Here is a 22,690-nt window from a genome sequence, read left to right as displayed (position 1 = left end):
GGGCGGGGGACAGGTGTCTGCGGTCTGGTCCGACTCCGGTCACCGGTCCATGGTGCCACCGGCTGGCAAACCGCACCATGGACGCCGAGAAGAGCCTGCCGAACAGAAACTCCCAGGTCGACTGTTCTCGCGCCTCTTCTCGGCGGCGGGTGTCGCTACCGCACGAGGCCATACCCTCAGGGCAGGGTGTGCAGCGTGACGTCGGACAGCGCGCCCTCGGACGCTGTCGCCGTCATGTACGTGTGGGCCGGCTGCCGGCGCCGGTCGGTGGGCGATCCGGGATTGAGCAGCCGCAACCCGGTCGAAGTGGTGGTGTCCCACGGGATGTGGCTGTGGCCGAACACCAGCACATCGGTGTCGGGGTAGAGCTTCGACATGCGCGCCTCACGCCCGGCCGACGCACCCGTCTCGTGGGTGACGGTGAACCGGACCCCGCCCAGGATGACGTCGGCGCGCTCGGGGAGACGCGCTCGCAGGTCGGGTCCGTCGTTGTTGCCCCAGCAGGCGACGAGCGCCGACGCGCGGGCCTCAAGCGCGTCGAGCAGCGCGACGTCCACCCAGTCACCCGCATGAATGACGACGTCGGCGCGGTCGACCTCGTCCCACACCGCGGCGGGCAGGTCCTTGGCGCGCTTGGGCACATGCGTGTCGGAGATGAGCAGCAGGCGCATGTCAGCACGGTCCGAGGACGTAGTCGCCGGTGCTGGGTTGGTGGTACCAGCCGCCGGCGGCGTGGGTGCCGCCATCGACGTGCAGGGTCTGACCCGTGATGTAGGACGACAACGGGCCGGCCAGGAACACCGCCGCGCCCGCGAGGTCGTCGACATGGCCGGGGCGGCCCGCGGGGACGATCTGGGCCATCCTGTCGGCGTGGTTCTCGGTGGCCAGTGCCGCCAGTCCCTCGGTCAGCGTGATGTCCGGGGCCAGTGCGTTGACCCTGATGCCGTGCGGCGCCAGTTCGAGTGCCGCCGTCTGGGTGTAGTTGATGACGCCGGCCTTGGCCGCGGCGTACGCCGCGTAACCCGGCGCGGCGCGGACCCCCTCGATCGAGGTGACGTTGATGATGCTGCCGGGCAGGCCGGCGGCCGCCATAGCGCGGGCCACCCGCTGCGTGCACAGCAGGACGTGTCGAAGATTGCTGCGGTACAGCGCATCCCAGCCGTTGGCGGAGGTGTCCAGCAGTGCCGAGCGGAACACGCCGCCCGCGTTGTTGACCAGGATCGACGGTGTCCCGAGTTCGGCCTCGGTGCGACTCAGCGCGTCATCGACTCCCGCCTCGTCGCGGACGTCGACGGTGATGCCCAGCGCCGACATGGATTCGGCCGCCGCGCCGCAGCTTTCGGGATCCCCGCGGCTCGCCACCTGGGCGCCGAAGGCGCGAAGCCCCTCGGCGATCCCGCGTCCGATGCCTGCTCCGCCGCCGGTGACGATCGCGACTCGGCCGGCCAGTGACACCTGTCCGGGATTGATCGCCATCACTGTGTCCCTTCGGTGTCGACGGCCGCCAGGCAGAAGCGCACCAGATGGTCGATCTCCTCGGCCGTCGGTGAGGTGATCGCCGCGGCGTGGCGCCGAATCACCCCGCTGACCGTCGTGAACAGCGCGTCTGCGTCGCGTTCGGGGTCGATCGAGCCGAGGGCGATCAGTGGGGCCACCAACAGGTCACGCATCGGCGCGGTGATCTGACCGTCCGGGATCGAGGCGAACTGGCTCAAGACGGCGCGACTGCGTTCGGTGCGGCGCAGGTCCCCGACCTGGCCGAGAGCGCCTACGACCCACGCCCGGATCTTGTGTGCTGGGTCGTCGTGGCGGCCCATTTCCCGCTCCAGATAGGCCGCGGTGATGGCGACGCCGCGCTCCATCACGGCCAGGAGCAGTTCATCCTTGCCCGTGAAATACCGGTAGAACGCGGCGTTGGAGGTGCCTGCGGCGGCCACGATGTCACTGACCTTGGGCGGAGCGGGTGCAGTGCGCTCGACGACCGCGAGCGCGGCGGTCAGGATCCGCTCGACCTCCTCGGTGGCCTCACGCTGACGCGCATCGAGGGCACGCTCAATCGCAGCGTCAATCCGAGACCTCACGAGGGAAGGATAGGCGCCGGTGGTACCGGTATGTCAGCTGTCACGCCCGTGCTGGTTGACTAACGCCGAAGTGATGTCGGCCTCATTGGATCCGCACAGGGAGTCAGAATGACTGAAGCCCCGATATCGATCAGTCCACTCGCGGGGGTGCGGGTTGTCGAGATCTCGAGTTTCGTCGCCGTGCCGTTGGCCGGCATGACGCTGGCGCAACTCGGCGCCGAGGTGATCCGGGTGGACCCGATCGGCGGCGCCGCGGACTATCGCCGCTGGCCCCTGACCGACGACGGCACCAGCATCTACTGGGCCGGTCTCAACAAGGGCAAACGGTCGGTCGCGGTCGACATGCGCTCGACCGAGGGCCAGGAGGTCATCGCCCGGCTGATCGCCGAGGGCGGTCCCAAAGGCGGCATCCTCATCACCAACGTGGTGGGCCGGGACTGGCACGGCTACGACGCGTTGGTCGCCCGCCGACCGGATCTGATCCATCTCGAGGTGTCCGGTAGGGCCGACGGCGGCACCGGCGTGGACTATACCGTCAACGCGGGCGTGGGGTTCCCGCTTGTCACGGGCCCCGCGACCGAGGCCGGCCCGGTCAACCATGTGCTGCCGGCCTGGGATGTCGCGTGCGGTCTGTACGCGGCGCTGGGCATCGTCAGCGCCCTTCGGCACCGCGACACCACCGGAGCGGGCAGTCGGATCAGGCTGCCGCTCGAGGATGTCGCACTGGCCACGGCCGGGAATCTCGGATTCCTCACCGAACCCATGGTCACCGGATCGCAGCGGCAACGGCTGGGCAACTCGCTCTACGGCCAGTACGGGGCTAACTTCACCAGCGCCGACGGTGTCTCCTTCATGCTGGTCGCGCTGACACCGCGGCACTTCCGCGACCTGACCGAACTCACGGGCACAGCCAAAGCCGTTGCCGCCCTTGCCGAAGCACTCGAGGCCGACTTCAACGACGAGGGCCAGCGCTACCGGCACCGCGAAGCGCTGACGGGCCTGTTCAGCGTGTGGTTCGCCGAGCACACGGGCGAGGAGGTCGCCGCGGGCCTGGCCGGCACGTCGATTCTCTGGGAGCGCTACCGCACCTTCACCGAGACCAGTGCCGATCCGAAAGTCACAGCCAATCCGTTGTTCTCGTTGCTGGATCAACCCCGCATCGGCGAGCACCTTGCGCCCGGTCTGCCGCTGATCATCGACGGCGTCCACGCACCCGCTGTGCCGGCACCGGCCCTCGGGGACCACACCGAGACCGTGCTGACCGAGCGCTTGGGGATGTCCGCCGCGGACGTCGCGGCGCTCGCCGAGACCGGAGCAGTGGCAGGGCCGTCCGGCGAGGGGGCGTCATGAGCGCACTCCTGGACGTCCTCGCCCTGCGTGACGCGGGTTCCGACGTCTGGGTCGGCTTCGGCCACGGACCCGCGGGCAAACGAGCCTACGGCGGTCAGTTCCTGGCCCAGTCGCTGGCCGCCGCGGCCCGCACCGTCGATGACGCCGGGGCGCTGCCCACGAGCCTGCACCTGACGTTCCTGCGCGGCGGTGACCCGACCGAACCCACGGACTACGAGGTCGAGCGCACGTATGACGGGCGCACCGCCAAGACCCGGCGGGTGGTGGCGCGTCAGGCGGGGCGCGTCATGACCACCGCGACAGTGTCCTTCTCACGCGCCATGGACGGGCCCGAGCACGGCCACATCGAACAACTGCCGCAGGATCCCGAAGGACTCGAGCCCACCGGTCCCGCGGGTCCCGCGCCCGGACTGCCGCTCGACGAACTCGACATCAGGGTGTCGGACTCCGGCGAGGGTCAGGACTTCCTGCGCCGGCTCTGGTGGCGCACAACGGTTCCGGTGCCTGATGACGCGCTCACTCATGCCTGCCTCGCGCTGTTCGTCACCGACGTCTACATGATCGACCCGGCCCTTCGGGTCCACGGTCACACGATGCGCGACCGCACACATCGCAGCGGCACGACCGACGCATCCGTCTGGTTCCACCGACCGCTGCGGGCAGACCGGTGGAACCTGCTGGAGTCACGTTCGCCCGCGGGTGCCCGCGGGCGCGGCGTCGTCACCGCGAGCCTGATCGGGGACGACGGCGACGTGTGCGCGACTCTGGTCCAGGAGGGCGTCATTGCGGCGCGCGATCCGGAAAATTCACCAACCCCAACAAAGTAGAGAGGAACCGCTCATGCGCACCTTCACCTCCGCAGCGGAACTGCAGGCCGCCGAAGGTCAGGAACTGGGCACCAGTGACTGGTTGACCATCACCCAGGAGGCCGTCAACCAGTTCGCCGACGCCACCGGTGACCACCAGTGGATCCACGTCGACCCCGAGAGGGCCGCGAAGGGGCCGTTCGGCCAGACCATTGCGCACGGCTTCATGACGCTGTCGCTCGTGCCGGTCGTGATGCACCAGATCTTCTCGGTCGAGGGCATCAAGCTGGCGATCAACTACGGCCTGAACAAGGTTCGCTTCCCGTCGCCCGTGCCGGTCGGATCGAAGGTCCGAGGGACCGCCACGCTGCAGAAGGTCGAGGACCTCGGCAACGGCGCACTGCAGCTGACCGTCGCGACGAGGTTCGAGGTCGAGGGCAGCGACAAGCCGGCCTGCGTGGCCGAGAGCATCCTGCGCTACATGTTCTGACTCTGGATTTGTCGCCGAGAAGAGCCTGATGCACCGCCGACCTGGTGGTTTGTGTACAGCAGGCTCTTCTCGGCGTCGGTGGGCGTCAGTAGGCCTCCAGGCCCAGCGAGATTGCCAGTGCCACGCCGGCCGCCCCGATCAGCAGTCGCATCGGCGTCGCCGGTGCATGGCGCACCACGACGGGGCCCAGTCGCGACCCCAGCAGGCAGCCCGCCCCCAGCGCTGCCACGGCGCCCCACTGGACCGGCGCGACCACCGCGAAGATCAGCGCGGCGACGCCGTTCGACAGGCCCAGCAGGACATTCTTCGACGCGTTGGCGTGGGCGAGCGTGGCATGCCCCATCCGCAGGAACAGGGCCAGCAGGAGCACACCGGCCGCGGCGCCGAAATAGCCGCCGTACACGGCGATCGCGAAGACCGCCGCGCCCTCGAGGATCAGGGCCAGCCGGCTGCGCCGGCCCATGTCGTCGGTGGCCGGCGGCCGGTGGGGCAGGAGGATCGCGAGCGCCGCACCGCCCAACAGGATGGGCACGATCTTCTCGAACCCCTCTGCGGGAGTGGACAACAGCAGAAGCGCGCCCGCCGCACCGCCGAGCAGAGTCAGCGGTGCGATGCGCAGCAGGAAGCGGCCCTGCCCCTTCAACTCGGGCCGCGAGCCCAGAATTGAGCCGACCCCGTTGAACACCAGGGCCACGGTGTTGGTCACGTTGGCCGTCACGGGCGGCAGGCCCACGGCGAGCAGAGCGGGGTAGGTGGCCACCGAGGCGAGGCCCGCGATGCTGCCGGTCAGTCCGCCGGCGACGCCCGCGACGAACAACAGCAGCCAATTCATGTCATTGGCCAGCGTGTCACAGGTTCGGGCCGGCTGCGAAGCGGGGCGTCAGAGTTCGGCGACGTCGAGTTCGAGGAGTTCGGCGAGTCGGGCCCGCGCCTCCTCGCGCAGCGTGGGGATGTGCGCGGACGGGAACATCGTGTCGACGGGCTCGTACTCGCGCAGCGTGCGACGCGCGAGGGTGAGCTTGTGCACCTCGGTGGGGCCGTCGGCGATCGCCAACGACTCCGCGGCCACCATCATTCGCACGAACGGCATCTCGTTGGACACGCCCAACGCACCGTGCAGGTGCATCGCCCGCTGCACGACGTCGTGGAGCACCTGGGGCATCGCGACCTTCACGGCCGCGATGTCGCGGCGCACCATCTGATAGTCGTGGTGTTTGTCGATCAACCACGCGGTGCGCAGCACCAGCAGCCGAAACTGCTCGATCTGCAGCCAACTGTCGGCGATCTTGTCCTGTGTCAGTTGAAAATTCGACAGCGGACCCTGTCGTGTCTGTCGCGACACCGCGCGTTCGCACATCATGTCGAACGCTCGCCGGGCCATCGCGATGGTGCGCATCGCGTGATGGATACGGCCGCCGCCGAGCCTGGTCTGCGCGATGGCGAACGCCTGCCCCTCGCCGCCCAGCACATGGTCGAGCGGCACCCGGACATCGGTGTAGCGCACGTAGCCGTGTGTGCCGTGTTCGGTGCTTTCAGACCCCACCGCGACATTGCGGACGATCTCGATGCCAGGGGTCTGCGCCGGGACGATGAACAGTGACATCTTGTCGCGGGTGCGGGCTTCGGGGTTGGTCACGGCCATCACGATGAAGAAGCTGGCGTGCCGCGCGTTCGATGAGAACCACTTCTCGCCGTTGATCACCCACGAGTCCCCGTCCCGCTCGGCCCTCGTGACGAACAGGCCGGGGTCGGATCCGCCCTGCGGTTCCGTCATCGAGTAACACGAACTGATGTCGCCGGCCAGCAGGGGTGCCAGGTAGCGCTGCTTCTGCTCGTCGGTGCCGAACAGCGCCAGGATCTCGGCGTTGCCGGAGTCGGGGGCCTGACTGCCGAAGACCGTCGGAGCCCACCGGGATCGCCCGATGATCTCGTTGAGCAGGGCCAGCTTGACCTGGCCGTAGCCCTGCCCGCCGAGTTCAGGTTTCAAATGCGCGGCCCACAGGCCCTGGTCCCGGACCCGCTGCTGCAGGGGGCGCAGCAGTGTCATGACGCGTGGGTTCTGTTTGTCGTACGGATCGAGTGGAAGCAGGTCCAGGGGTTCGACATCGCGCCGCATGAACTCGTCGACCCAGTCAAGCTTGGCCTGATAGTCCGGGTCGGTTTCGAAGTCCCACATGGGTACCGTGTCTACCGCACACGACAGCGGTCAGGTAGACACTTAGGCATGAAGACTCACCTGAACTGCCCCTGCGGCGAATCGATCGTCGGAACCGACGAAGACGACCTGGTCGAGAAGACTCAGAAGCACCTCTCCGAGAACCATCCCGGGCACGAATACTCGCGCGACGAGATCCTGTTCATCGCGTTCTGACCCGCCGCCTCATGGGCTAGCAGCGGGTCAGCGTGATCGATCGCCGCTCGGTCGAGGCGAGGAAGTCCCGCAGGATGTCGGCGACGCGTTGCGGGGCCTCGATGTGCGGATGGTGGCCGATGCCGGGCATGACCTCGAGGCGGCTTCCGGGCAGTGCCAGATGCGCGTCGCGGCCGTGCGCCACGGGGATCACCCCGTCCTCCTCTCCCCACACCAGCAGCACCGGCATCGGGGCGGACTCGCTGAGCCGAGTCAGGGCCGTGACCGGTTGATCGCGGACGTCGAGCACCGACCGCAGCGTGCGCATGAGCGAGTACCGGGTGTCGGGATCGGCGATCGCGCTGTAGGTGCTCCACATCTCGGCGGCACGCGGCGCGCGGACCCCGGCGGCGGTCAGCCAGTCCCGCACGGCATTGCCCGCCGTCACGACCGGTTTGGGAGTGACGGCCGGGATCAGGTGTTCGGCGCCCGGTGCCGACAGCACCCGCAGCATCCAGCCGAGATCCTGGCCCAGGCCACCGCTGCCGATCAGGACCACGCGATCACAGCGGTCACGGTGCTGGTGGGCGAACTGCATGGCGATGCCACCGGCCAACGAATGACCGACCACGGTCACGCGCGGGACGTTGAGCGCGTCGAGGAGGTCCCGGACCCACACCGCGAGCGTGCTCAGGGAGCAGTCGCCGCGCGGTTTGTCCGACAGGCCGTGTCCGAGCAGATCGGGGGCGATGACGCGGGCATCGCGAGCGAGGGTGGGAAGCACTCCCAGCCAGTCGTCTGAACCTCCGGCCATGCCGTGCAGCAGGAGCAGCGTTTCGGGGCCGCTGCCTGCACCGGAGTCCCGGTACGCGACGCGCGAACCGTGCAGGTCCACGAAAGCAGGACTGAAACCGAGATCATTCATGCCCACCGACGGTAACCGAGCGGCCTGTACGTTTGGTTACTGGCGGGTAACCAACACCTGTCCGGGGTGCTGGGGCAGGCCCGTGACCAGGCAGGATAACGATTCGATCACTGTCTGGGCGGACCCAGGAAAAGGCTCAGGGAAAGCTGACGACGAGCACCAGGAACGCCGCGAGCAGAAGGGCCCAGGCGATCACGGGGACCAGGATGGCCTTGGGGTGTCGCGCGGTGGCGAACGACAGCACGATGGCCAACACCGCGACGATCGGCGCGCCGTAAACGATGACGGTGTAACCGATTTCGCCCGGACCGAGCCGCGGGCAGGCGCGGTCACTGCACCCTGCTGTGCCGAGAACCTGTACATAGGCGAAGATCTCCACCGCGGCCGCGCCCAGGATCGTCGTCAGCGCCAGCGCCCAATTGAGCACCGCGTTGGCACGTCTGGGACGTTCGGTCGCCGTGCCGGTCTGTTCAGTCACGTGATCGCCCGCTCCTGTCGGTGTGGCACAACAGACTCCCGCTCAGCTCTCCGCGCGCCTCTCAGCGCCGGTCTCGCCGGCGTCGAAGTCCTCGTCTGACGACCTCCGGCCGACGTAGGTGTCGTCATCGCCGCTGTCGCGCGACCCCGCGACATGCGGATCGGTTTCCACATCCTCTTCGGCCTTCTCATTTCGGGGACCCGACATCCTGCACCTCCTTGCTGCCGCGTACCACGTGGCCGCCGAGGTCAAACCCGCTGCGTTGAGCCGGTCAGGGTGGAGATCGGTGTGCTGGCCAGGTGGTCGAGCAGGTCCTGCGCATTGTCGAACACCGACTCGGCGCCGGCCTCGAGAAGTTCGTCGCCGACACCACCGCTGCGGACGCCGATGCAGCGCAGTCCCGCACGCACACAGGCCTGCATGTCCCACACCGCGTCGCCGATGAACACCGCGCGATCAGCTGTCGCACCGACCCGGTCCAAGGCCACCGCGATGATGTCGGGCTCGGGTTTGGCCGTGTCCACGTCGGCCGATGACGTCACGGCGGTGACCACGTCATCGCAGTCCAACACGTCGCGCAGAATGGCGAGTTCGTCCTCGGGTGCAGACGTCGCGAGCACCACCTGTGCGCCATCGTGGGCGAGGTGGTGGAGCAGCTCACGTGCACCCGGCAGCGGCCGCAGCAGGCCGCTGGCCTCGCGGTGAAAGAGGCTGTGCCGCTCCTTGAGTCGGCGACGGACCTCATCCGACTCGTCACCGGCGAGGGTCTGCAGCAGGGTGTCGCCGTCCATGCCGATGCTGCGATGAATGCGCCAGGCCTCGACCGGCACGTCCTCTGCGGCGAAGGCGCGCACCCACGCGTGCACGTGGACGTAGTTGGAGTCCACCAGGGTGCCGTCGACGTCGAACAGCACCGCCGGAGCGTCCATCCGATTCTGGCGATGCATGGTCGTCGAGTTCGTGTCCAGGATGCGCTCCGATGTTCGGCCTGCCGTCTGGGCAGGGATTCCCCCGGCGGGCCCGTGCAAAACCGTCGTTTGGGCCGGGCGGAATCGCTATCCGCGTGAGCCATGACCGGCTGCTGGGTAACCGTTGTCGCGACGAAAGGGGATACCATGCCGCGCGGACGCGGAATCTATCTCGACGAGGACGACCACGAGGACAAGGACCGCACCGCCGCCGACACCTCGGCGACCCAGGGCGAGGACGGTGCGGTCGACGGCGAGACCACTCCACAGGGCGGGCAGGAACCACCCGACTGACGGTCAGTTGCGCTCGCCGTGCCGGTGCGCGGGAGCGCGTCCCGGTGGTTGTTCCGGCGTCGGAAGCAGTGGAGTTCTGCGGCGGACCGGCAGTGTGACGGGGGCGTCGGTCGTCAATTCGACGTCCTCGCCGGAATGCCGGATGGCCAGCCGACCGTGCGGACCGTCACGCAGCGTGTAGGTCGCGGTCTCATGGCAGACGTCGGCGGTGACGCGGAAGCTGCGCCAGCGCAGGCGGAACGTCAACCGGGAGATCCCCGAGGGCAGCTGAGGGTTCAGCGTCAGAATCTCCGCGTCGTCGCGGAGTCCGCCGAACCCACCGACCAGCGCGGTCCACGCACCGGCCAGTGACGCCATGTGCAGGCCATCCCGGGTGTTGTGGTGCAGATCGCGAAGATCGATCATGGCGGCCTCGGCGGTGTAGTCGTGCGCGAGCTCGAGATGTCCCACCTCGGCGCACAGCACGGCTTGGGTGCACGCAGACAGCGAGGAGTCGCGCGTGGTTCGTCGCTCGTAATAGTCGACGTTGCGCGCCTTCTGCTCATCGGTGAAGTGATGCCCGAGCCAGTGCATCGCCAGCACCAGGTCGGCCTGTTTGAGCACCTGCGACGAGTACAGCCGGACATAGGGTTGATGCAGCAGCAGCGGATAGGCCGTGTCGGCCGTGAAGTCCCATTCGCGCATCCGGGTGAACCCCTCGCACTGCTGATGCACCCTCAGTTCCTCGTCGTAGGGGATGTGCACCGCGTCCGCGGCATCGCACCACGCCGCGGTCTCCTCGAGAGTCACCGAAAGGCGTTGTGCGATCTCGGGATGGCGGTTGCAGGCCGCCGCGGCGGCCCGAAGGTTGTGCGCGGCCATCAGGTTGGTGAACACGTTGTCGTTCACGACGGCGGTGTACTCATCGGGGCCGGTGACGCCGTCGATGTGCCACCTGCCGTGCCGGTCGTGGTGGCCCAGCGAATGCCACAGACGGGCGGTCTCGACGAGCACGTCGACGCCGCACTCGGCCTCCAGCGACTGATCGCCGGTGACGATCCGGTAGCGCTCGAACGCCAGGGCGATGTCGGCGTTCACGTGCCAGGCCGCCGTACCGGCAGGCCAGTACGCGGAGCACTCCTGTCCCCGGATGGTCCGCCACGGGAACGTCGCACCCTCCAGGGTGAGTTCGGCGGCTCGGTCCCGGGCCAGATCCAGAGTCGAAGCGCGCCAACGGAGGGAATCCGCGGCGGCGCGGGGGGCGGTGTAGGTGAGGACCGGAAGCACGTAGCCCTCGGTGTCCCAGAACGCGTGCCCGTCGTAGCCGGTGCCGGTGAGTCCCTTGCCGGGAATGGCGCGACGCTCGGCGCGGGCGCTGGCCTGCAGCACGTGGAACAGCCCGAACCGCACCGCCTGCTGGCAGTGCGGGTCACCTTCGACTTCGACGTCGGCGCTGTCCCAGAAGTCGTCGAGGTAGGCGCGCTGCGCGTCGAGCAGGCCCTCCCACCCCGTGTACCGCGCACCCGTCAATGCCCCGGCGACCTGATCGCGCAACGCGGGGCGAGAGCGCAGGCTGGACCAGCCGTAGGACAGGAACTTGACGATGCGCAGCGTCTGCCCTGGCCGCAGGCCGCAGATCACCGTCGTGGGGGCCAGGTCGGCGCTGGTCATGGTGGACACCTCGACCCGGCCCGGCACCTCGACGATGTGGTCCATGGCCGCGGCCATCGTCAGGCCACTGGCCCGCGTGCGGTGAACCAGCATGGCGTCCTGATCTCCGCCCTCGTGGGCGACCGCCTCAAGCGGCGCGCGCAGCACCGCCGCCACCCGCGGGTCGGCCGAGGGCTCCGGCTGGTCCTCGTTGGCCACCAGTTCGGATTGGACTGTGACACGGGTGAACTGGTCCACCGCCGTCACGGTGTACTCGATGGCCGCGATGCTGCGCTGCGTGAGCGACACCAGGCGCGTGGACCGCACCTCGACCTGTTTGCCCGCCGGGGAGCACCACCGTGCCCGCCGCCGGAGCACGCCCGCCCGAAGATCCAGTGTCCGTTCGTGTTCGGGCAGTTCGCCGTACCGGACGTCGAACGGTTCGTCGTCCACCAGCAGGCGCAGCACCTTGCCGTTCGTGACGTCGATGATCGACTGTCCCTCCTCGGGATAGCTGTACCCGGCCTCGGCGTAGGGCAGCGGACGCACCTCGAAGAACGAGTTCAGGTAGGTCCCGGGCAGGCCGTACGGTTCTCCCTCGTCAAGGTTTCCGCGTAAACCGATGTGCCCGTTGGACAGCGCGAACACTGATTCGGTCTGCGCCAGCACGCTGAGGTGCAGCGCGGTCTCGCGGACACACCAGGGCTCTATGGGGAACGACTCCTCGGAGATCATCATGCCGCCAGAAGATCTCCCAGATCGGCGACGACGACATCGGCTCCGTTGCGCCGCAACGACTCCGGATCGCCGACTCGGTCGACTCCCACCACCAGACCGAATTTCCCGGCCCGTCCCGCCTGGACGCCGGAGATCGCGTCCTCGAAGACCGCGGCGTCGGTCGGTGCGACGTGCAGCAGTTCTGCGGCGCGCAGAAACGAGTCCGGGGCCGGCTTGCCGGCCAGACCCTCGGTCCGGATGGTCACACCGTCCACCCGGCAGTCGACGTACTGCGCGAGGCCGGTGATGTCGAGGATCTCGGCGGTGTTGGCGCTCGAGGACACCACCGCGACCCCCAGTCCCGCTTCGGTGACGGCCTGAAGGTAGGGCCGGGTGCCCGGGAACACCGTGACGCCGTGCCGGAGGCGTTCGTGGAACTGCCGGTTCTTGCGGTTGGCCAGGCCGTACACCGTTCCCGCGTCGGGGCCATCGTCGGCGCTGCCCTCCGGCAGCGTGATGCCCCGGCTGGTCAGGAAGCTGCGCACGCCGTCCTCACGGGTGCGGCCGTCGACGTGGGCGCGGTAGTCCTCGTCGTCGAAGGGGCGCTGGTCGCCGCGGGTGCGCAGGAAATCGTCGAACATCGCTTTCCATGCCTGACGGTGCACGCTCGCCGTGTCGGTCAACACACCGTCGAGGTCGAACAGACACGCCCGGATGGTGTCCGGCAGACCCAACACGTGCGCCTCACTTCTGTCGTTTGACCGATTCGGTTCCGTTGAAGGTGACCCGGTCGTCGGGGCCTGTGCCGTAGAAGCTGAAGGCGCCGCTCGCCGAATCGGAACTCAGCTGGATCCCGTTGACCGTCACCCAGCGGTGTCCGACCGGATCCTCGATGACATCGCCCCGGCGGATCTCCGGGGGCGCGACGTACTCGACCGACGAGTCGGTGCTCATGGTCCGAGGCTACCCATCAGGGGCGACTACGACACGTCAGGTGTGAACGGCCCAGGAGTGGGTAGGTGAGGGGTCGAGGAGGTGCAACCATGTCCGAGAGCCTGCGCACCAAGAGAATCGCGATCCTGGCGACCGACGGGGTTGAGAGGCGTGAACTCGAAGAGCCGCGGACCGCGGTCAGCGACGCGGGAGCCGATGTCGAACTGTTGTCGCTGGAGTCGGGCAGCATCGACGCGCGTGACCATGATCTGGAGCCGGCCGGTCAGTTCCCCGTCGATCGCGAGGTCGGTGCCGCGACGGTCGACGAGTTCGACGGGTTGATCGTCCCGGGTGGGACGGTCAACGCCGACAAGCTGCGACTCGATGAGGCGGCGGTGTCGTTCGTACGCGACTTCGTGCAGTCCGGGAAACCCGTCGGCGTGATCTGTCACGGCCCGTGGACCCTGGTCGAGGCCGGGGTGGCCGATGGGCGAACCCTGACGTCGTATCCCAGCCTCCGCACCGACCTCCGCAACGCCGGTGCCACCGTGGTGGACAAGGAGGTCGTGATCGACGGCAACCTCATCACGAGTCGCACGCCCGACGACCTGCCCGCGTTCTGTGCGGCCGTCGTCGACGCCCTCGCCCGCGAGTGACCCGCCGTGGCTGACACTGCGGTGCTCGTGATCGACATGATGAACGCTTACCAGCACCCAGACGCGGAACTGTTGATCCCCAACGTCGCTGACATCGTCTCGCCGCTCGCCGAACTTGTGGCGACGGCCCGACACCGCGAGGACGTGGACCTGATCTACGTCAACGACAACTACGGGGACTTCGCGGCGCAGCCCAGCGATCTGGTGCAGGCCGCACTCGACGGCGACCGACCGGACCTGGTCCGGCCCGTGGTCCCCGACCCAGGGGTGAGATTCCTGACCAAGGTCCGGCACAGCGCCTTCTATGCGTCGCCGTTGGCGTACCTGTTGGGCCGGTTGGAGACCCGGCGGGTGGTGCTGACCGGGCAGGTGACCGAGCAGTGCATCCTCTACAGCGCACTGGACGCGTATGTGCGCCATTTCGACGTGGTCGTCCCGAGCGACGCCGTCGCCCACATCGATGCCGGCCTGGGCCGATCCGCGCTGCAGATGATGGAGCGCAACATGGGTGCTGAGATCGCGAAGGCCGCCACCTGCCTGGACTGAGCCGAGTTTGCCGGTGTCGGCACCGGGGTACCTGCAGTTGCAGTTGCGGGTCGGGGTACGGATGTGAAGGACTGCAGATGAACATCGGTTCGTGCCGCCGGGTGGGCGGTTTCCTCATTGGATCCATGGCCGCGGCGGGGGCCGTCGCCACGTTCGTCGCACCTGCCGCGGGCGCGGCCCCGTGCACGGTCTCGGAGGCGGCGGGCACCATCAGTTCGGTGTCCGGTGCGGCCAGTCAGTACCTGGTCGCGCATCCCGAGACCGACCGGGTGCTCAGTGAGGCCCGCGCTCAACCGATGGATCAGGCACGGGCGACCGTGCGCGACTACTTCATGGCCAACCCGGGCCAGTATCTGGATCTCAAGGGCATCACCGCGCCTCTTGTGGACCTGCAGAACCGCTGCGGCACCGGCGGATTGCCCAGCTACCTGGTGGACGCGTTCAACGAGTTCCAGGCGGGCTGAGTTCTGAGACCGAATTGTCGCTGCGGGCTGTGATCTCTGCTGGATCACCGCCATTTCAGATCCGCGCGCCGTTCTGGGCAGGATGCACGGGCCTGGACCCTGGTCGCGGGCCCAGGGAACTCCTAGACTCGGCTGAATGGACGGCGACTATGACGACGACGGTCCGGACGGCACTCTGAGTCCGAGCGAATCCCTCGATTCCGACGAGGTGCGCAACGACGACGGCGACACCGTCGTCGATCCGCCCGAACGCTGGATCGACGCGAGTGAGGATCAGACCCTCGACGAGAAGTTGGCGGCCGAGGAACCCGACACCGTGCGGCGATCCGAGGCCCCGCCGGCTCGGCCGACCCGCAGGCACCGAGGGCAGATCGACGGTACTCCCGAGGACGGAGAGTCGTTCTACGACGTGGTCGACGAAGACTCCGCGTACTGACGCCCGGTGGTGTCGCGCAGCGTCGTGCGGAACTGCATGACCCGATAGGGCCAGCCCCGGTCGGTGTGCCAATGCGACACCACCAGACCCACTCCGCCGGGGGCGCCGGGTCGGGACCCGGGCAGGACATACCCGCCGTACAACTGCGCGACCCGGCAGTCGATGTGGTTCTCCTCGTGCCACCGGCAGCCCAGCACGGGTTTCTGCAGGGGCGTTCGGTGCAATGACGACGTCGGCGCGGACAGGGTCCGGTATCCCAGCGCGTATTCGGAGGCCAGGAAGCCGCCCAGCACCCACATTCGGGGACCCAGTCGTCGAAACGACAGTTCACCCCACCGCTCGCCGTCGGGTGTCAGCACCGACGCGTCGGTGCCCCAACTCCACCGGTTGCCGGTGCGGCCCCAGGCCTGATATCGGCTGCCGTCGCCGATGTGACCGGGGCGCACCCGGCGCAGGATGACGCCCTTGTCACGCTGAAAACCGGTGGACATCACGTAGACCCAGCCGTCGTCAGGGTCGTAGTCCCACGACCACAACTGCGCGTGTCCGTCGTAGAGGTCGGACGGGAACTTCGCGGCCTCGCCCATGTGCTCCCACGTCACGCCGTGGTCCGCCGAGGACCAGATTTCGGTCCAGATGACGTGTGGGAAGCCACGATTGACGATGACGTGCAGGTAGAGCATGTCCTCCACCCGCAGCAGGTCCGAGGGCAGCACGGTGCTGATGCCGCCTCGGTCCCAGCGTGGGCCGCAGTCGTGGATGTAGTGCCGCAGTTGACGGGCGTAGTTGGGATCCGGACCGCCGGCCTTCTCCCAGACGATCGGGGTGCGGGCATCGCCCGACCCGATGAGGATCACCGGTGAGCGCCAATCGCCTTGGCCCACAGCGCGTCCGGAGAACGTGTCGCCGAACACCGCGACGAGTCCGCCGTCGGCGGCGCGCACCACGGCACCGAGGTCGGTGGCGGTCACGCCCCACCTGTCGGTGATCCCCGGCCCCGTGAGGTCGGCGATCTTGCCGTCCGCGGTGGACGACCGCGGCAGCGCGGCCTGTGCGAACGGGTCCCGTCCGCGCAGCCGCGAGAACAGGCTCATGGGGTCAGGGTCACCTTGACGCAGTCCGCGGTGCGCGCCGCCACCGCTGCGTAGCCGGCCGCGGCCTCCTCGAGGGGCATCGTGTGGGTGAAGATTCCGCTGGTGTCGAGGCGACCCGACTGAACCAGCGGGATCAGCTCCGGCCAGGTGCGCTGCACGGGTGCGGTGGTCATGCGCAGTGTGATGCTGCGGATCAGGCTCAGTGTCGCGGGGAACGGGAACGGATTGAGGTCGTGCACACCCACCACCGACACCGTGCCGCCCGCGCGGACCAGTGTCAGCGCGTCGTTCATGGTGGTGTCATTGCCGACGGCGTCGATCACGGCGGCCGCACCGCGACCACCGGTGGCGTCGAGCACCGTCTGCAGGGCCGGGGGCGCCAGCGGGGTGGCGCCCGACCGCGCGGCGCGCTCGCGTCGTCCCTCGACCGGATCCACCGCGAACACCGCACCCGCGCCCTGCGCGATGGCGCTGCGTACCGCGCACAGGCCCACCGCGCCGAGTCCCAGGACCACGACGGTCCCGCCCGGGGGGATGTCGGCCCGCTGTGCGGCGGCCCATCCGGTGGCCAGATTATCGGTCAGCAGCAGCGCCTCTTCGGTGTCGATGCCGTCGGGGATCCGCAGAAGTTGGAAGTCGGCAGCGGGGACGGCCAGCAGTTCGGACTGCGCGCCGCCCAGGCCACCCGAGCCGAACACCTGTGGCCCGGACAGGCAGGTGATCGGGTCCTGGGTCGCGCATCCGACGCACTGACCGCATCCGGCGACCGACGACACCAGCACGAGGTCGCCGACCTCGACCGTGTGGACGTCGGGGCCCTTGTCAACGACGGTGCCGATGGCTTCGTGCCCCAGCGCCACGGGTTCGATCAGGGGATAGTCGCCTTCGTAGAAGTGCAGGTCGGAACCGCAGATCGCGGCGGCGGTGACCTGGACGACGGCCCCGTTCGGGCCCGGAAGTCCGGGATCGGGACGGGTGTCGACGCGGATCTGTCCGGGTGCGTCAATCACGACGGTGCGCATTCACATTCCTTGCTGGTCAGGAGAACACGAAGTCCTCTGGGTCGGGCCGGCGCGTCCATGTCCAGTAGTCGACGAGCCGCCAGGGACTCAGCGAATGGACGAGTCCGGCATCGTCCTTGTAGAAGCTGTGCTTGACGCTGGGCTGCGACCAGACCAGGGTCGCCAGTTCGGCCTGGGAGCGCGCGTACCAGTCGTCACAGCTCTCCTGACGCGGTTCCATCGCGTGCTGACCGGTCGCCAGGAGGTGGTCCAGGCAGCCCATGATGTAGCGAACCTCGCACTCGGAGTGGAAGATCAGGCTGCCGCCGCTGGCCAGATTGGTGCCGGGACCGTAGAGGCAGAAGAAGTTGGGGAAGCCGGGGATGGTGATTCCCAGGTGGGCGGCGGGGCGGCCGGCCCACGCGTCCTGCAGTTCCACCCCACCGCGGCCGTAGACCTTCATCGACGACACCATGTCGTTGACGCGGAAACCGGTCGCGTACACCAGGATCTCGGCGGGGTGGGCGACGCCGTCGGAGGTGACCACGGCATCGGGCTCGATGTGGTCGATCGGAGTGCGCACCAACTCGACATTGTCACGCCTGAGGGTGCGCAACCAGCTGCCGTTGTCCTGCAGCGTCCGTTTGCCGGTCGCGGGATAGTCGGGGATGACCTTGTCCAGCAGGTCGGGGTCGTCTCCGACCTGACTGGTGATCCACTCGGTGAACATCATCCGGGCAAGATCGTTGGCCGCGCTGACCGCGCGCTGCTGGTCTGGCCAGTCGGGGTCGACCTTGGCCGCGGCCAGCCCGGTGTCACAGCCGGGCCAGAAGATCAGGAAGCGGTACCACCGGCCGTAGAACGGCAGGTGCCGCAGTGCCCATCGCACGCCGGGACCGACGGCGGCGTGGTAGTTCGGATTGGGGAACATCCACTGCGCGGTGCGCTGAAAGACCGTGAGGCTCTTGACCTCCTCGGCGATCGCCGGGGCCACCTGGAAGCCGGTCGCGCCTGCGCCGATCAGGGCGACGTGCTTGCCGGTCAGGTCGACGTCGTGCCGCCAGCGGGCGGTGTGGAAGGCGGGGCCGGAAAACCCCTCGGCGCCGCGGAATTCAGGGATGTGCGGAGTGTTGAGCTGGCCGACGGCGCTGATCACGGCCCGGGCGCGCAACGTCTCGACGGAGCCGTCGGCCGCGCTGGTGAGCACCGACCACGTGCTCGTCGTCTCGTCCCAGGTGGCGCTGTGCACCGTGGTGCTGAACCGGACGTGCTCGGTGATCCCGTGGCGTTCCATCACGCCCTGGAAGTAGGCCTGCAGTTCGGGCTGCTGGGCGAAGAACTCGGTCCAGTGGTCATCGGGTTCGAAGCTGTAGCAGTAGAAGTGGTTTCCGACGTCGACGCGGGCACCGGGATAGGTGTTCTCCCACCACGTTCCCCCGACACCGGCGTTCTTCTCGATCACCGTGAACGGGATACCCGCCTCGCGAAGCCGGATCGCGGCCAGCAGGCCAGACTGGCCGCAGCCCACGACCAGCACCGGGAAGTCGGCGCGCACCTGGGCATCCGACTCGAAGCCGGTCGCACGCGCGTCACGGCCGTCGAGTTCCATCTCCTCGAGCATCATCGGCACGTACTCGTCGGGGACCTCAGCGCAGACAAGCCACTCCATCATGCGTTTGAGCAGTGCCGGGTCGACGGGGTCGGGTTCAGGGCAGCCACGGTCGCGGTAGTCGCGGATCACGTCGAGCGCCAGCGCCCGTGCGGCGGCCTTGTCCTCCTCCGACATGTAGCCCTGCACCTCGTTGAGGAACAACCCCGCCGGGTGCAGGGGCCCGTCGAGCAGGCTGGGATCGCCGGTCATGTGTACGCACGACAGCAGGAGTGTCGGAATCGACACGTCGTGGAGCGCAGCCGCGATTTCCGCGTCGGGGGTGTCGAACGGGACGCCGGCGTGCGGGTTACGCATCAGCCGAGGTTAGTGGACGGCGCATCATCTGTGAACAGACTTCGTAAAGTGTCTACTGCGGGCTGGTCACGCGATGTCCACCCACACCACCGCGACGGCCGCGAACACCGTGAACACCGCCAACAGGGCCCTGTCGAGGACCGGCAGCGCGGGGTTGACGTCCCCCTTGGCGGCCAGCCTGCGCTCCCGGGCGATGAGGAACAGCGGGAACGTCACGCTGATCGCGATGAGCATGCCGCCGACGATGTAGAGCCACACCAGGGCGATGTCGTGCTTGCGTGCCTCGATCACCATGAAGATCGCGGCGGCCAGGAACAGCAGCACGATGTCGACGGTGATCGACTGCGAGGCCTCGTTGGCCCTGGTGTCCCCGAAGAAGTTCGTGAGGAACCGCAGCGGGTTGGCCTCCAGATAGGCGATGTTCTGGCTCCAGGTCGCGATCAGGGCGGCAACGGCGATCACGCCGTAGAGGGCGCACAGCGTCTTGCGGGATGTCGACATGCCTCACAGGTTGCGTCGAATGTGCAGGATTCCGTGGCGAAACGCTCAGAAATCACCGGAAGGCCGCACATTCGACGCGGACGGGCTGGGTCAGGCCGCCTGCAGCACCACCAGCGCGCGGCCCTCGACCTTGACCGTGGCGCCCGCGGCCACCACGTCCTCCCCGTGCCCGTTCTCCGGAGTCGCGGTGTCGATCACCACGGTCCACTGTGCGCCGAACTCCCTGGGCGGCAACGTGAAGTCGATGGGTTCGTGATGCGCGTTGAAGCACAGCACAAACGAGTCGTCGACGACGCGGTGGCCGCGCGGGTCCAGATCCGGAATGCCCTGTCCGTTGAGGTACACGGCGACGGACTTGCCGAAGCCGGAATCCCAGTCCTCGTCATCCATCTCCGAACCGTCCGGCCGGAACCACGAGATGTCGGGCAGACCCTTGGCGCCACGCCGGCGCACCGGGCGACCGGTGAAGAAGCGGCGGCGGCGGAACACCGGGTGCTCGGCGCGCAGGTTCGCGACCTTCGCCGTGAACGCGAGCAGATCCTCGTCCGGTTCGGACCAGTCCACCCATGTCAACGGGTTGTCCTGGCAGTACCCGTTGTTGTTGCCGTCCTGGGTGCGGCCGAGTTCGTCACCGTGGCTGATCATCGGCACGCCCTGCGACAACAGCAGTGTGGTCAGGAAGTTGCGCTGCTGACGGGCCCGCAGGTCGAGGATGTCCTTGTCGTCGGTCGGCCCCTCCACCCCGCAGTTCCACGACCGGTTGTGGGACTCGCCGTCGTTGTTGTCCTCGCCGTTGGCCTCGTTGTGTTTCTCGTTGTAGGACACCAGGTCCCGCAGCGTGAATCCGTCGTGGGCCGTGACGAAGTTGATCGAGGCCACGGGCCGGCGCGCGGTGTGTTCGTAGAGGTCCGCGGATCCGGTCAGGCGGGAGGCGAATTCGCCGAGGCTGGCCGCCTCGCCGCGCCAGAAGTCGCGGACCGTGTCGCGGTACTTGCCGTTCCACTCGGTCCACTGCGGCGGGAAGTTCCCCACCTGGTATCCGCCCGGACCGACGTCCCACGGTTCGGCGATCAGCTTCACCTGGCTGACGGTCGGATCCTGTTGCACGAGTTCGAAGAAGGTGCTCAAGCGGTCCACGTCGTAGAACTCGCGGGCCAGCGTCGAGGCCAGGTCGAACCGGAATCCGTCGACGTGCATCTCGGTGACCCAGTAGCGCAACGAGTCCATGATGAGCTGCAGGGAATGCGGATGACCGACGTTGAGGCTGTTGCCCGTGCCCGTGTAGTCCATGTAGTAGCGCTTGTCATCATCGACCAGGCGGTAGTAGGCCGCGTTGTCGATGCCCCGCATCGAGAGCGTCGGTCCGAGGTGGTTGCCCTCGGCGGTGTGGTTGTAGACGACGTCGAGGATCACCTCGATGCCCGCCTCGTGCAGGGTGCGCACCATGGCCTTGAACTCCTGCACCTGCCCCCCGGGTGTCGCGCTGGAGGAGTACTTGGCGTCGGGGGCGAGGAACCCGATGGTGTTGTAACCCCAGTAGTTCGACAGTCCCTTGTCGATCAGCGTGGAATCGTTCGCGAAATGGTGCACCGGCATCAGTTCGATGGCGGTGACGCCCAACGCCTGCAGGTGGTCGATGATCGCGGGGTGGGCGATGGCCGCGTACGTGCCGCGGCTCTGGGCGGGGATGTCGGGGTGTGTCTCGGTCAGGCCCTTGACGTGCGCCTCATAGATCACCGAATCGGCGTACTCGCGCTGCGGCGGGCGGTCATTGCCCCAGTCGAAATAGGGATTGATCACCACCGACTTCGGCATACTCGCCGCGGAGTCGTCGTCGTTGCGGCTGTCGGGATCGCCGAAGTCGTACCCGAACAGCGACTGATTCCAGTCGAAGGTGCCGTCGATGGCCTTCGAATACGGATCGAGCAGCAGCTTGTTCGGGTTGCAGCGGTGTCCTTCGCCGGGGTCATAGGGGCCGTGGACGCGATAACCGTAGCGCTGACCTGGTTCGATGCCCGGCAGGAAGCCGTGCCAGACGAAGCCGTCGACTTCGGGGAGGGGCACCCGGGTCTCGGTGCCGTCGGCATCGAAGAGGCACAGTTCGACCCGCTCGGCGACCTCGCTGAACACCGCGAAGTTGGTCCCCGACCCGTCATATGTCGCCCCGAGAGGATAGGCCTTACCTGGCCATATCTCGGTGACTGTCGAGGAGACTGCTGTCGTCGACTTGTCCAACCGGGCTCACCCACTTCCAAGTAGACCTTCGCACGGCGCGCTCGTCACGGTAGCGACTCGGCGACGTTGCCGCGCACCACGCCGAACGTGCCCCCTTTTGACCTCCGGGAAACCTCGAGCCCTCGCCATGCGGCACCGACTGCGCTAGCCTGGAGAACAGGTTGAGTGCAACAGCCGATCGGAAGCGTCAGCTGCATCGAGACGGCTAGTGGGGTCGCAATTGCCTGCCCCTGGCGAATCCACAGGACGAATTTTCATCGACTGATGGGGGCCATCATGACTGTCACCACATCCGTGGACGCCGCGGAATACATGGGCACAGCGGAGCCGATTCAATGCCGCACCGCACGCCTGTCCACGCGCGACTGTGACACCGACACCGTCGCCGTGTCCGCGACGGGCGAGATCGACGCGGCGAATGTGATCGCTTTCGAACAGTGCATCCGCCGCGCCGGGCGGCCGAACAGGCGCCTGGTCATCGACTTGGGGGAAGTGAAATTCCTTGGAGTTCAAGCTGGTTCGATGTTGGCCGCACTGTACGGCGATCTCGAGCTGCATCGGACGGAATGCGGTGTGGTCGCCAGCGCGGCGGTGCGGCGCACGCTGCGGGTGTGTGATCCCAAGGGTGTGATTCGCACGGCCGGATCGGTGGACGCGGCTCTGCGGATTCTTCGTCGGGAGACGACTCCCGCGGCGTCATGACCGCACGCCCGCCTGCGTGGGCTCCGCCTCGGCGACGCGAATTGTCGCCTGCGTCAACGGTATACCGG

The 22,690-nt window shown here is 67.9% G+C and carries 27 protein-coding genes; 10 read left to right on the top strand and 17 right to left on the bottom strand.

Annotated features, from left to right (window positions below; genetic code table 11):
• Positions 1 to 176: 176 nt before the first annotated feature.
• From A5727_RS07415 to A5727_RS07405, 3 genes are read right to left on the bottom strand one after another with little or no spacing between them, the layout of a single operon-like run.
• Complete coding sequence (locus A5727_RS07415; protein ID WP_068246953.1) at positions 177 to 671, bottom strand: metallophosphoesterase family protein; 495 nt, start codon at positions 669 to 671, stop codon at positions 177 to 179.
• A 1-nt stretch (position 672) separates the two neighbouring features.
• Positions 673 to 1,476, bottom strand: a complete 804-nt coding sequence (locus tag A5727_RS07410) for an SDR family NAD(P)-dependent oxidoreductase (protein ID WP_068246950.1) — start codon at positions 1,474 to 1,476, stop codon at positions 673 to 675.
• Positions 1,476 to 2,081, bottom strand: coding sequence for a TetR/AcrR family transcriptional regulator (locus A5727_RS07405; protein ID WP_068246947.1), 606 nt, complete (start codon positions 2,079 to 2,081; stop codon positions 1,476 to 1,478). Before A5727_RS07405 ends, A5727_RS07410 begins: the two co-directional genes overlap by 1 nt.
• 108 nt (positions 2,082 to 2,189) lie before the next feature.
• On the opposite strand from A5727_RS07405, the gene A5727_RS07400 reads away from it, so the two are divergent.
• From A5727_RS07400 to A5727_RS07390, 3 genes are read left to right on the top strand one after another with little or no spacing between them, the layout of a single operon-like run.
• Positions 2,190 to 3,431 (top strand): CoA transferase, encoded by a 1,242-nt coding sequence (locus tag A5727_RS07400; RefSeq protein WP_068246943.1) that lies wholly within the window; start codon positions 2,190 to 2,192, stop codon positions 3,429 to 3,431.
• Complete coding sequence (locus A5727_RS07395) at positions 3,428 to 4,258, top strand: acyl-CoA thioesterase (RefSeq protein WP_068246940.1); 831 nt, start codon at positions 3,428 to 3,430, stop codon at positions 4,256 to 4,258. Before A5727_RS07400 ends, A5727_RS07395 begins: the two co-directional genes overlap by 4 nt.
• Positions 4,259 to 4,271: 13 nt before the next feature.
• The gene (locus A5727_RS07390; protein ID WP_068246937.1) at positions 4,272 to 4,727 is read left to right on the top strand and encodes a MaoC family dehydratase; all 456 of its coding nucleotides are present in this window, start codon (positions 4,272 to 4,274) and stop codon (positions 4,725 to 4,727) included.
• Between the two features lie 85 nt (positions 4,728 to 4,812).
• Here A5727_RS07390 and A5727_RS07385 read toward each other — a convergent pair whose 3' ends face one another.
• Positions 4,813 to 5,559: a sulfite exporter TauE/SafE family protein gene (locus A5727_RS07385; protein WP_197507615.1), complete on the bottom strand. Its 747-nt coding sequence runs from the start codon at positions 5,557 to 5,559 to the stop codon at positions 4,813 to 4,815.
• A gap of 48 nt (positions 5,560 to 5,607) precedes the next feature.
• The gene (locus A5727_RS07380; RefSeq protein WP_068246934.1) at positions 5,608 to 6,903 is read right to left on the bottom strand and encodes an acyl-CoA dehydrogenase family protein; all 1,296 of its coding nucleotides are present in this window, start codon (positions 6,901 to 6,903) and stop codon (positions 5,608 to 5,610) included.
• Between the two features lie 48 nt (positions 6,904 to 6,951).
• On the opposite strand from A5727_RS07380, the gene A5727_RS07375 reads away from it, so the two are divergent.
• On the top strand, positions 6,952 to 7,098 hold the full coding sequence (locus A5727_RS07375) for a DUF1059 domain-containing protein (RefSeq protein ID WP_068246931.1): 147 nt from the start codon (positions 6,952 to 6,954) through the stop codon (positions 7,096 to 7,098).
• A gap of 16 nt (positions 7,099 to 7,114) precedes the next feature.
• On the opposite strand, the gene A5727_RS07370 is transcribed toward A5727_RS07375, so the two are convergent.
• From A5727_RS07370 to A5727_RS07360, 4 genes are all read right to left on the bottom strand, one after another.
• Entirely contained in the window at positions 7,115 to 8,002 is an 888-nt protein-coding gene (locus tag A5727_RS07370) for an alpha/beta fold hydrolase (protein WP_068246928.1), read from the bottom strand.
• Positions 8,003 to 8,138: 136 nt separating this feature from the next.
• Positions 8,139 to 8,480, bottom strand: coding sequence for a hypothetical protein (locus A5727_RS07365; RefSeq protein WP_068246925.1), 342 nt, complete (start codon positions 8,478 to 8,480; stop codon positions 8,139 to 8,141).
• A gap of 42 nt (positions 8,481 to 8,522) precedes the next feature.
• Entirely contained in the window at positions 8,523 to 8,687 is a 165-nt protein-coding gene (locus A5727_RS27800; protein WP_197507614.1) for a hypothetical protein, read from the bottom strand.
• Between the two features lie 41 nt (positions 8,688 to 8,728).
• The gene (locus tag A5727_RS07360; RefSeq protein WP_068246922.1) at positions 8,729 to 9,427 is read right to left on the bottom strand and encodes an HAD family hydrolase; all 699 of its coding nucleotides are present in this window, start codon (positions 9,425 to 9,427) and stop codon (positions 8,729 to 8,731) included.
• 168 nt (positions 9,428 to 9,595) lie between these two features.
• Here A5727_RS07360 and A5727_RS27385 point away from each other — a divergent pair, with 168 nt between their 5' ends.
• The gene (locus A5727_RS27385; protein ID WP_157521272.1) at positions 9,596 to 9,742 is read left to right on the top strand and encodes a hypothetical protein; all 147 of its coding nucleotides are present in this window, start codon (positions 9,596 to 9,598) and stop codon (positions 9,740 to 9,742) included.
• Positions 9,743 to 9,745: 3 nt separating this feature from the next.
• Here the strand turns inward: A5727_RS27385 and A5727_RS07355 are convergent, their stop codons facing one another.
• Genes A5727_RS07355 through A5727_RS07345 form a run of 3 tightly spaced genes read right to left on the bottom strand, consistent with a single transcriptional unit; the run spans position 9,746 to position 13,042 of the window.
• The gene (locus tag A5727_RS07355; RefSeq protein ID WP_068247081.1) at positions 9,746 to 12,106 is read right to left on the bottom strand and encodes a glycoside hydrolase family 65 protein; all 2,361 of its coding nucleotides are present in this window, start codon (positions 12,104 to 12,106) and stop codon (positions 9,746 to 9,748) included.
• Positions 12,106 to 12,825, bottom strand: a complete 720-nt coding sequence (locus tag A5727_RS07350) for a beta-phosphoglucomutase family hydrolase (RefSeq protein WP_068246919.1) — start codon at positions 12,823 to 12,825, stop codon at positions 12,106 to 12,108. Before A5727_RS07350 ends, A5727_RS07355 begins: the two co-directional genes overlap by 1 nt.
• Positions 12,826 to 12,832: 7 nt before the next feature.
• Positions 12,833 to 13,042, bottom strand: coding sequence for a hypothetical protein (locus A5727_RS07345; protein WP_068246916.1), 210 nt, complete (start codon positions 13,040 to 13,042; stop codon positions 12,833 to 12,835).
• 89 nt (positions 13,043 to 13,131) lie between these two features.
• Here A5727_RS07345 and A5727_RS07340 point away from each other — a divergent pair, with 89 nt between their 5' ends.
• From A5727_RS07340 to A5727_RS07325, 4 genes are all read left to right on the top strand, one after another.
• Positions 13,132 to 13,677 carry a type 1 glutamine amidotransferase domain-containing protein gene (locus A5727_RS07340; RefSeq protein WP_068246913.1) on the top strand — a complete coding sequence of 182 codons (546 nt, stop codon included), beginning with the start codon at positions 13,132 to 13,134 and terminating at the stop codon, positions 13,675 to 13,677.
• Positions 13,678 to 13,683: 6 nt separating this feature from the next.
• The gene (locus A5727_RS07335) at positions 13,684 to 14,223 is read left to right on the top strand and encodes a cysteine hydrolase family protein (protein WP_068246910.1); all 540 of its coding nucleotides are present in this window, start codon (positions 13,684 to 13,686) and stop codon (positions 14,221 to 14,223) included.
• A gap of 77 nt (positions 14,224 to 14,300) precedes the next feature.
• Positions 14,301 to 14,687: a heme-binding protein gene (locus A5727_RS07330; RefSeq protein ID WP_068246907.1), complete on the top strand. Its 387-nt coding sequence runs from the start codon at positions 14,301 to 14,303 to the stop codon at positions 14,685 to 14,687.
• A gap of 136 nt (positions 14,688 to 14,823) precedes the next feature.
• Complete coding sequence (locus A5727_RS07325; RefSeq protein WP_068246905.1) at positions 14,824 to 15,123, top strand: hypothetical protein; 300 nt, start codon at positions 14,824 to 14,826, stop codon at positions 15,121 to 15,123.
• Here the strand turns inward: A5727_RS07325 and A5727_RS07320 are convergent.
• The 5 genes from A5727_RS07320 to glgX all read right to left on the bottom strand — a co-directional run bounded on the left by A5727_RS07320 (position 15,090) and on the right by glgX (position 21,920).
• Positions 15,090 to 16,217 (bottom strand): glycoside hydrolase family 183 protein, encoded by a 1,128-nt coding sequence (locus A5727_RS07320; protein WP_082949651.1) that lies wholly within the window; start codon positions 16,215 to 16,217, stop codon positions 15,090 to 15,092. The two genes, A5727_RS07325 and A5727_RS07320, sit on opposite strands and share 34 nt — an antisense overlap.
• Complete coding sequence (locus tag A5727_RS07315; protein WP_068246902.1) at positions 16,214 to 17,239, bottom strand: zinc-binding dehydrogenase; 1,026 nt, start codon at positions 17,237 to 17,239, stop codon at positions 16,214 to 16,216. The genes A5727_RS07320 and A5727_RS07315 overlap by 4 nt, the downstream gene beginning before the upstream one ends.
• A gap of 16 nt (positions 17,240 to 17,255) precedes the next feature.
• Positions 17,256 to 19,184: a flavin-containing monooxygenase gene (locus A5727_RS07310; protein ID WP_068246899.1), complete on the bottom strand. Its 1,929-nt coding sequence runs from the start codon at positions 19,182 to 19,184 to the stop codon at positions 17,256 to 17,258.
• A gap of 66 nt (positions 19,185 to 19,250) precedes the next feature.
• On the bottom strand, positions 19,251 to 19,685 hold the full coding sequence (locus A5727_RS07305) for a DUF2834 domain-containing protein (protein WP_068246897.1): 435 nt from the start codon (positions 19,683 to 19,685) through the stop codon (positions 19,251 to 19,253).
• A gap of 90 nt (positions 19,686 to 19,775) precedes the next feature.
• Positions 19,776 to 21,920 (bottom strand): glycogen debranching protein GlgX, encoded by a 2,145-nt coding sequence (gene glgX, locus A5727_RS07300; RefSeq protein ID WP_068246894.1) that lies wholly within the window; start codon positions 21,918 to 21,920, stop codon positions 19,776 to 19,778.
• A gap of 165 nt (positions 21,921 to 22,085) precedes the next feature.
• Here glgX and A5727_RS07295 point away from each other — a divergent pair, with 165 nt between their 5' ends.
• Positions 22,086 to 22,622, top strand: a complete 537-nt coding sequence (locus A5727_RS07295) for an STAS domain-containing protein (RefSeq protein WP_157521270.1) — start codon at positions 22,086 to 22,088, stop codon at positions 22,620 to 22,622.
• Positions 22,623 to 22,690 lie beyond the last annotated feature (68 nt).

The organism is Mycobacterium sp. ACS4331 (assembly GCF_001667265.1).
GTDB lineage: Bacteria > Actinomycetota > Actinomycetes > Mycobacteriales > Mycobacteriaceae > Mycobacterium.
The sequence above is the reverse complement of the archived record's forward strand: the minus strand, read 5'-3'. Positions and strand labels throughout refer to the sequence as shown.

What these genes read in the sequence shown, in the direction of transcription:
- A5727_RS07375 (WP_068246931.1), top strand. Translation starts at nt 6,952, where the DNA reads ATGAAGACTCACCTGAACTGCCCCTGCGGCGAATCGATCGTCGGAACC.
- A5727_RS07390 (WP_068246937.1), top strand. Translation starts at nt 4,272, where the DNA reads ATGCGCACCTTCACCTCCGCAGCGGAACTGCAGGCCGCCGAAGGTCAG.
- A5727_RS07380 (WP_068246934.1), bottom strand. Translation starts at nt 6,903, where the DNA reads ATGTGGGACTTCGAAACCGACCCGGACTATCAGGCCAAGCTTGACTGG.
- A5727_RS27800 (WP_197507614.1), bottom strand. Translation starts at nt 8,687, where the DNA reads ATGTCGGGTCCCCGAAATGAGAAGGCCGAAGAGGATGTGGAAACCGAT.
- A5727_RS07315 (WP_068246902.1), bottom strand. Translation starts at nt 17,239, where the DNA reads ATGCGCACCGTCGTGATTGACGCACCCGGACAGATCCGCGTCGACACC.
- A5727_RS07330 (WP_068246907.1), top strand. Translation starts at nt 14,301, where the DNA reads ATGAACATCGGTTCGTGCCGCCGGGTGGGCGGTTTCCTCATTGGATCC.
- A5727_RS07310 (WP_068246899.1), bottom strand. Translation starts at nt 19,184, where the DNA reads ATGCGTAACCCGCACGCCGGCGTCCCGTTCGACACCCCCGACGCGGAA.
- A5727_RS07325 (WP_068246905.1), top strand. Translation starts at nt 14,824, where the DNA reads ATGGACGGCGACTATGACGACGACGGTCCGGACGGCACTCTGAGTCCG.
- A5727_RS07400 (WP_068246943.1), top strand. Translation starts at nt 2,190, where the DNA reads ATGACTGAAGCCCCGATATCGATCAGTCCACTCGCGGGGGTGCGGGTT.
- A5727_RS07320 (WP_082949651.1), bottom strand. Translation starts at nt 16,217, where the DNA reads ATGAGCCTGTTCTCGCGGCTGCGCGGACGGGACCCGTTCGCACAGGCC.
- A5727_RS07305 (WP_068246897.1), bottom strand. Translation starts at nt 19,685, where the DNA reads ATGTCGACATCCCGCAAGACGCTGTGCGCCCTCTACGGCGTGATCGCC.
- A5727_RS07395 (WP_068246940.1), top strand. Translation starts at nt 3,428, where the DNA reads ATGAGCGCACTCCTGGACGTCCTCGCCCTGCGTGACGCGGGTTCCGAC.
- A5727_RS07385 (WP_197507615.1), bottom strand. Translation starts at nt 5,559, where the DNA reads ATGAATTGGCTGCTGTTGTTCGTCGCGGGCGTCGCCGGCGGACTGACC.
- A5727_RS07410 (WP_068246950.1), bottom strand. Translation starts at nt 1,476, where the DNA reads ATGGCGATCAATCCCGGACAGGTGTCACTGGCCGGCCGAGTCGCGATC.
- A5727_RS07340 (WP_068246913.1), top strand. Translation starts at nt 13,132, where the DNA reads ATGTCCGAGAGCCTGCGCACCAAGAGAATCGCGATCCTGGCGACCGAC.
- A5727_RS07345 (WP_068246916.1), bottom strand. Translation starts at nt 13,042, where the DNA reads ATGAGCACCGACTCGTCGGTCGAGTACGTCGCGCCCCCGGAGATCCGC.
- A5727_RS07360 (WP_068246922.1), bottom strand. Translation starts at nt 9,427, where the DNA reads ATGCATCGCCAGAATCGGATGGACGCTCCGGCGGTGCTGTTCGACGTC.
- A5727_RS07355 (WP_068247081.1), bottom strand. Translation starts at nt 12,106, where the DNA reads ATGATCTCCGAGGAGTCGTTCCCCATAGAGCCCTGGTGTGTCCGCGAG.
- A5727_RS27385 (WP_157521272.1), top strand. Translation starts at nt 9,596, where the DNA reads ATGCCGCGCGGACGCGGAATCTATCTCGACGAGGACGACCACGAGGAC.
- A5727_RS07370 (WP_068246928.1), bottom strand. Translation starts at nt 8,002, where the DNA reads ATGAATGATCTCGGTTTCAGTCCTGCTTTCGTGGACCTGCACGGTTCG.
- A5727_RS07415 (WP_068246953.1), bottom strand. Translation starts at nt 671, where the DNA reads ATGCGCCTGCTGCTCATCTCCGACACGCATGTGCCCAAGCGCGCCAAG.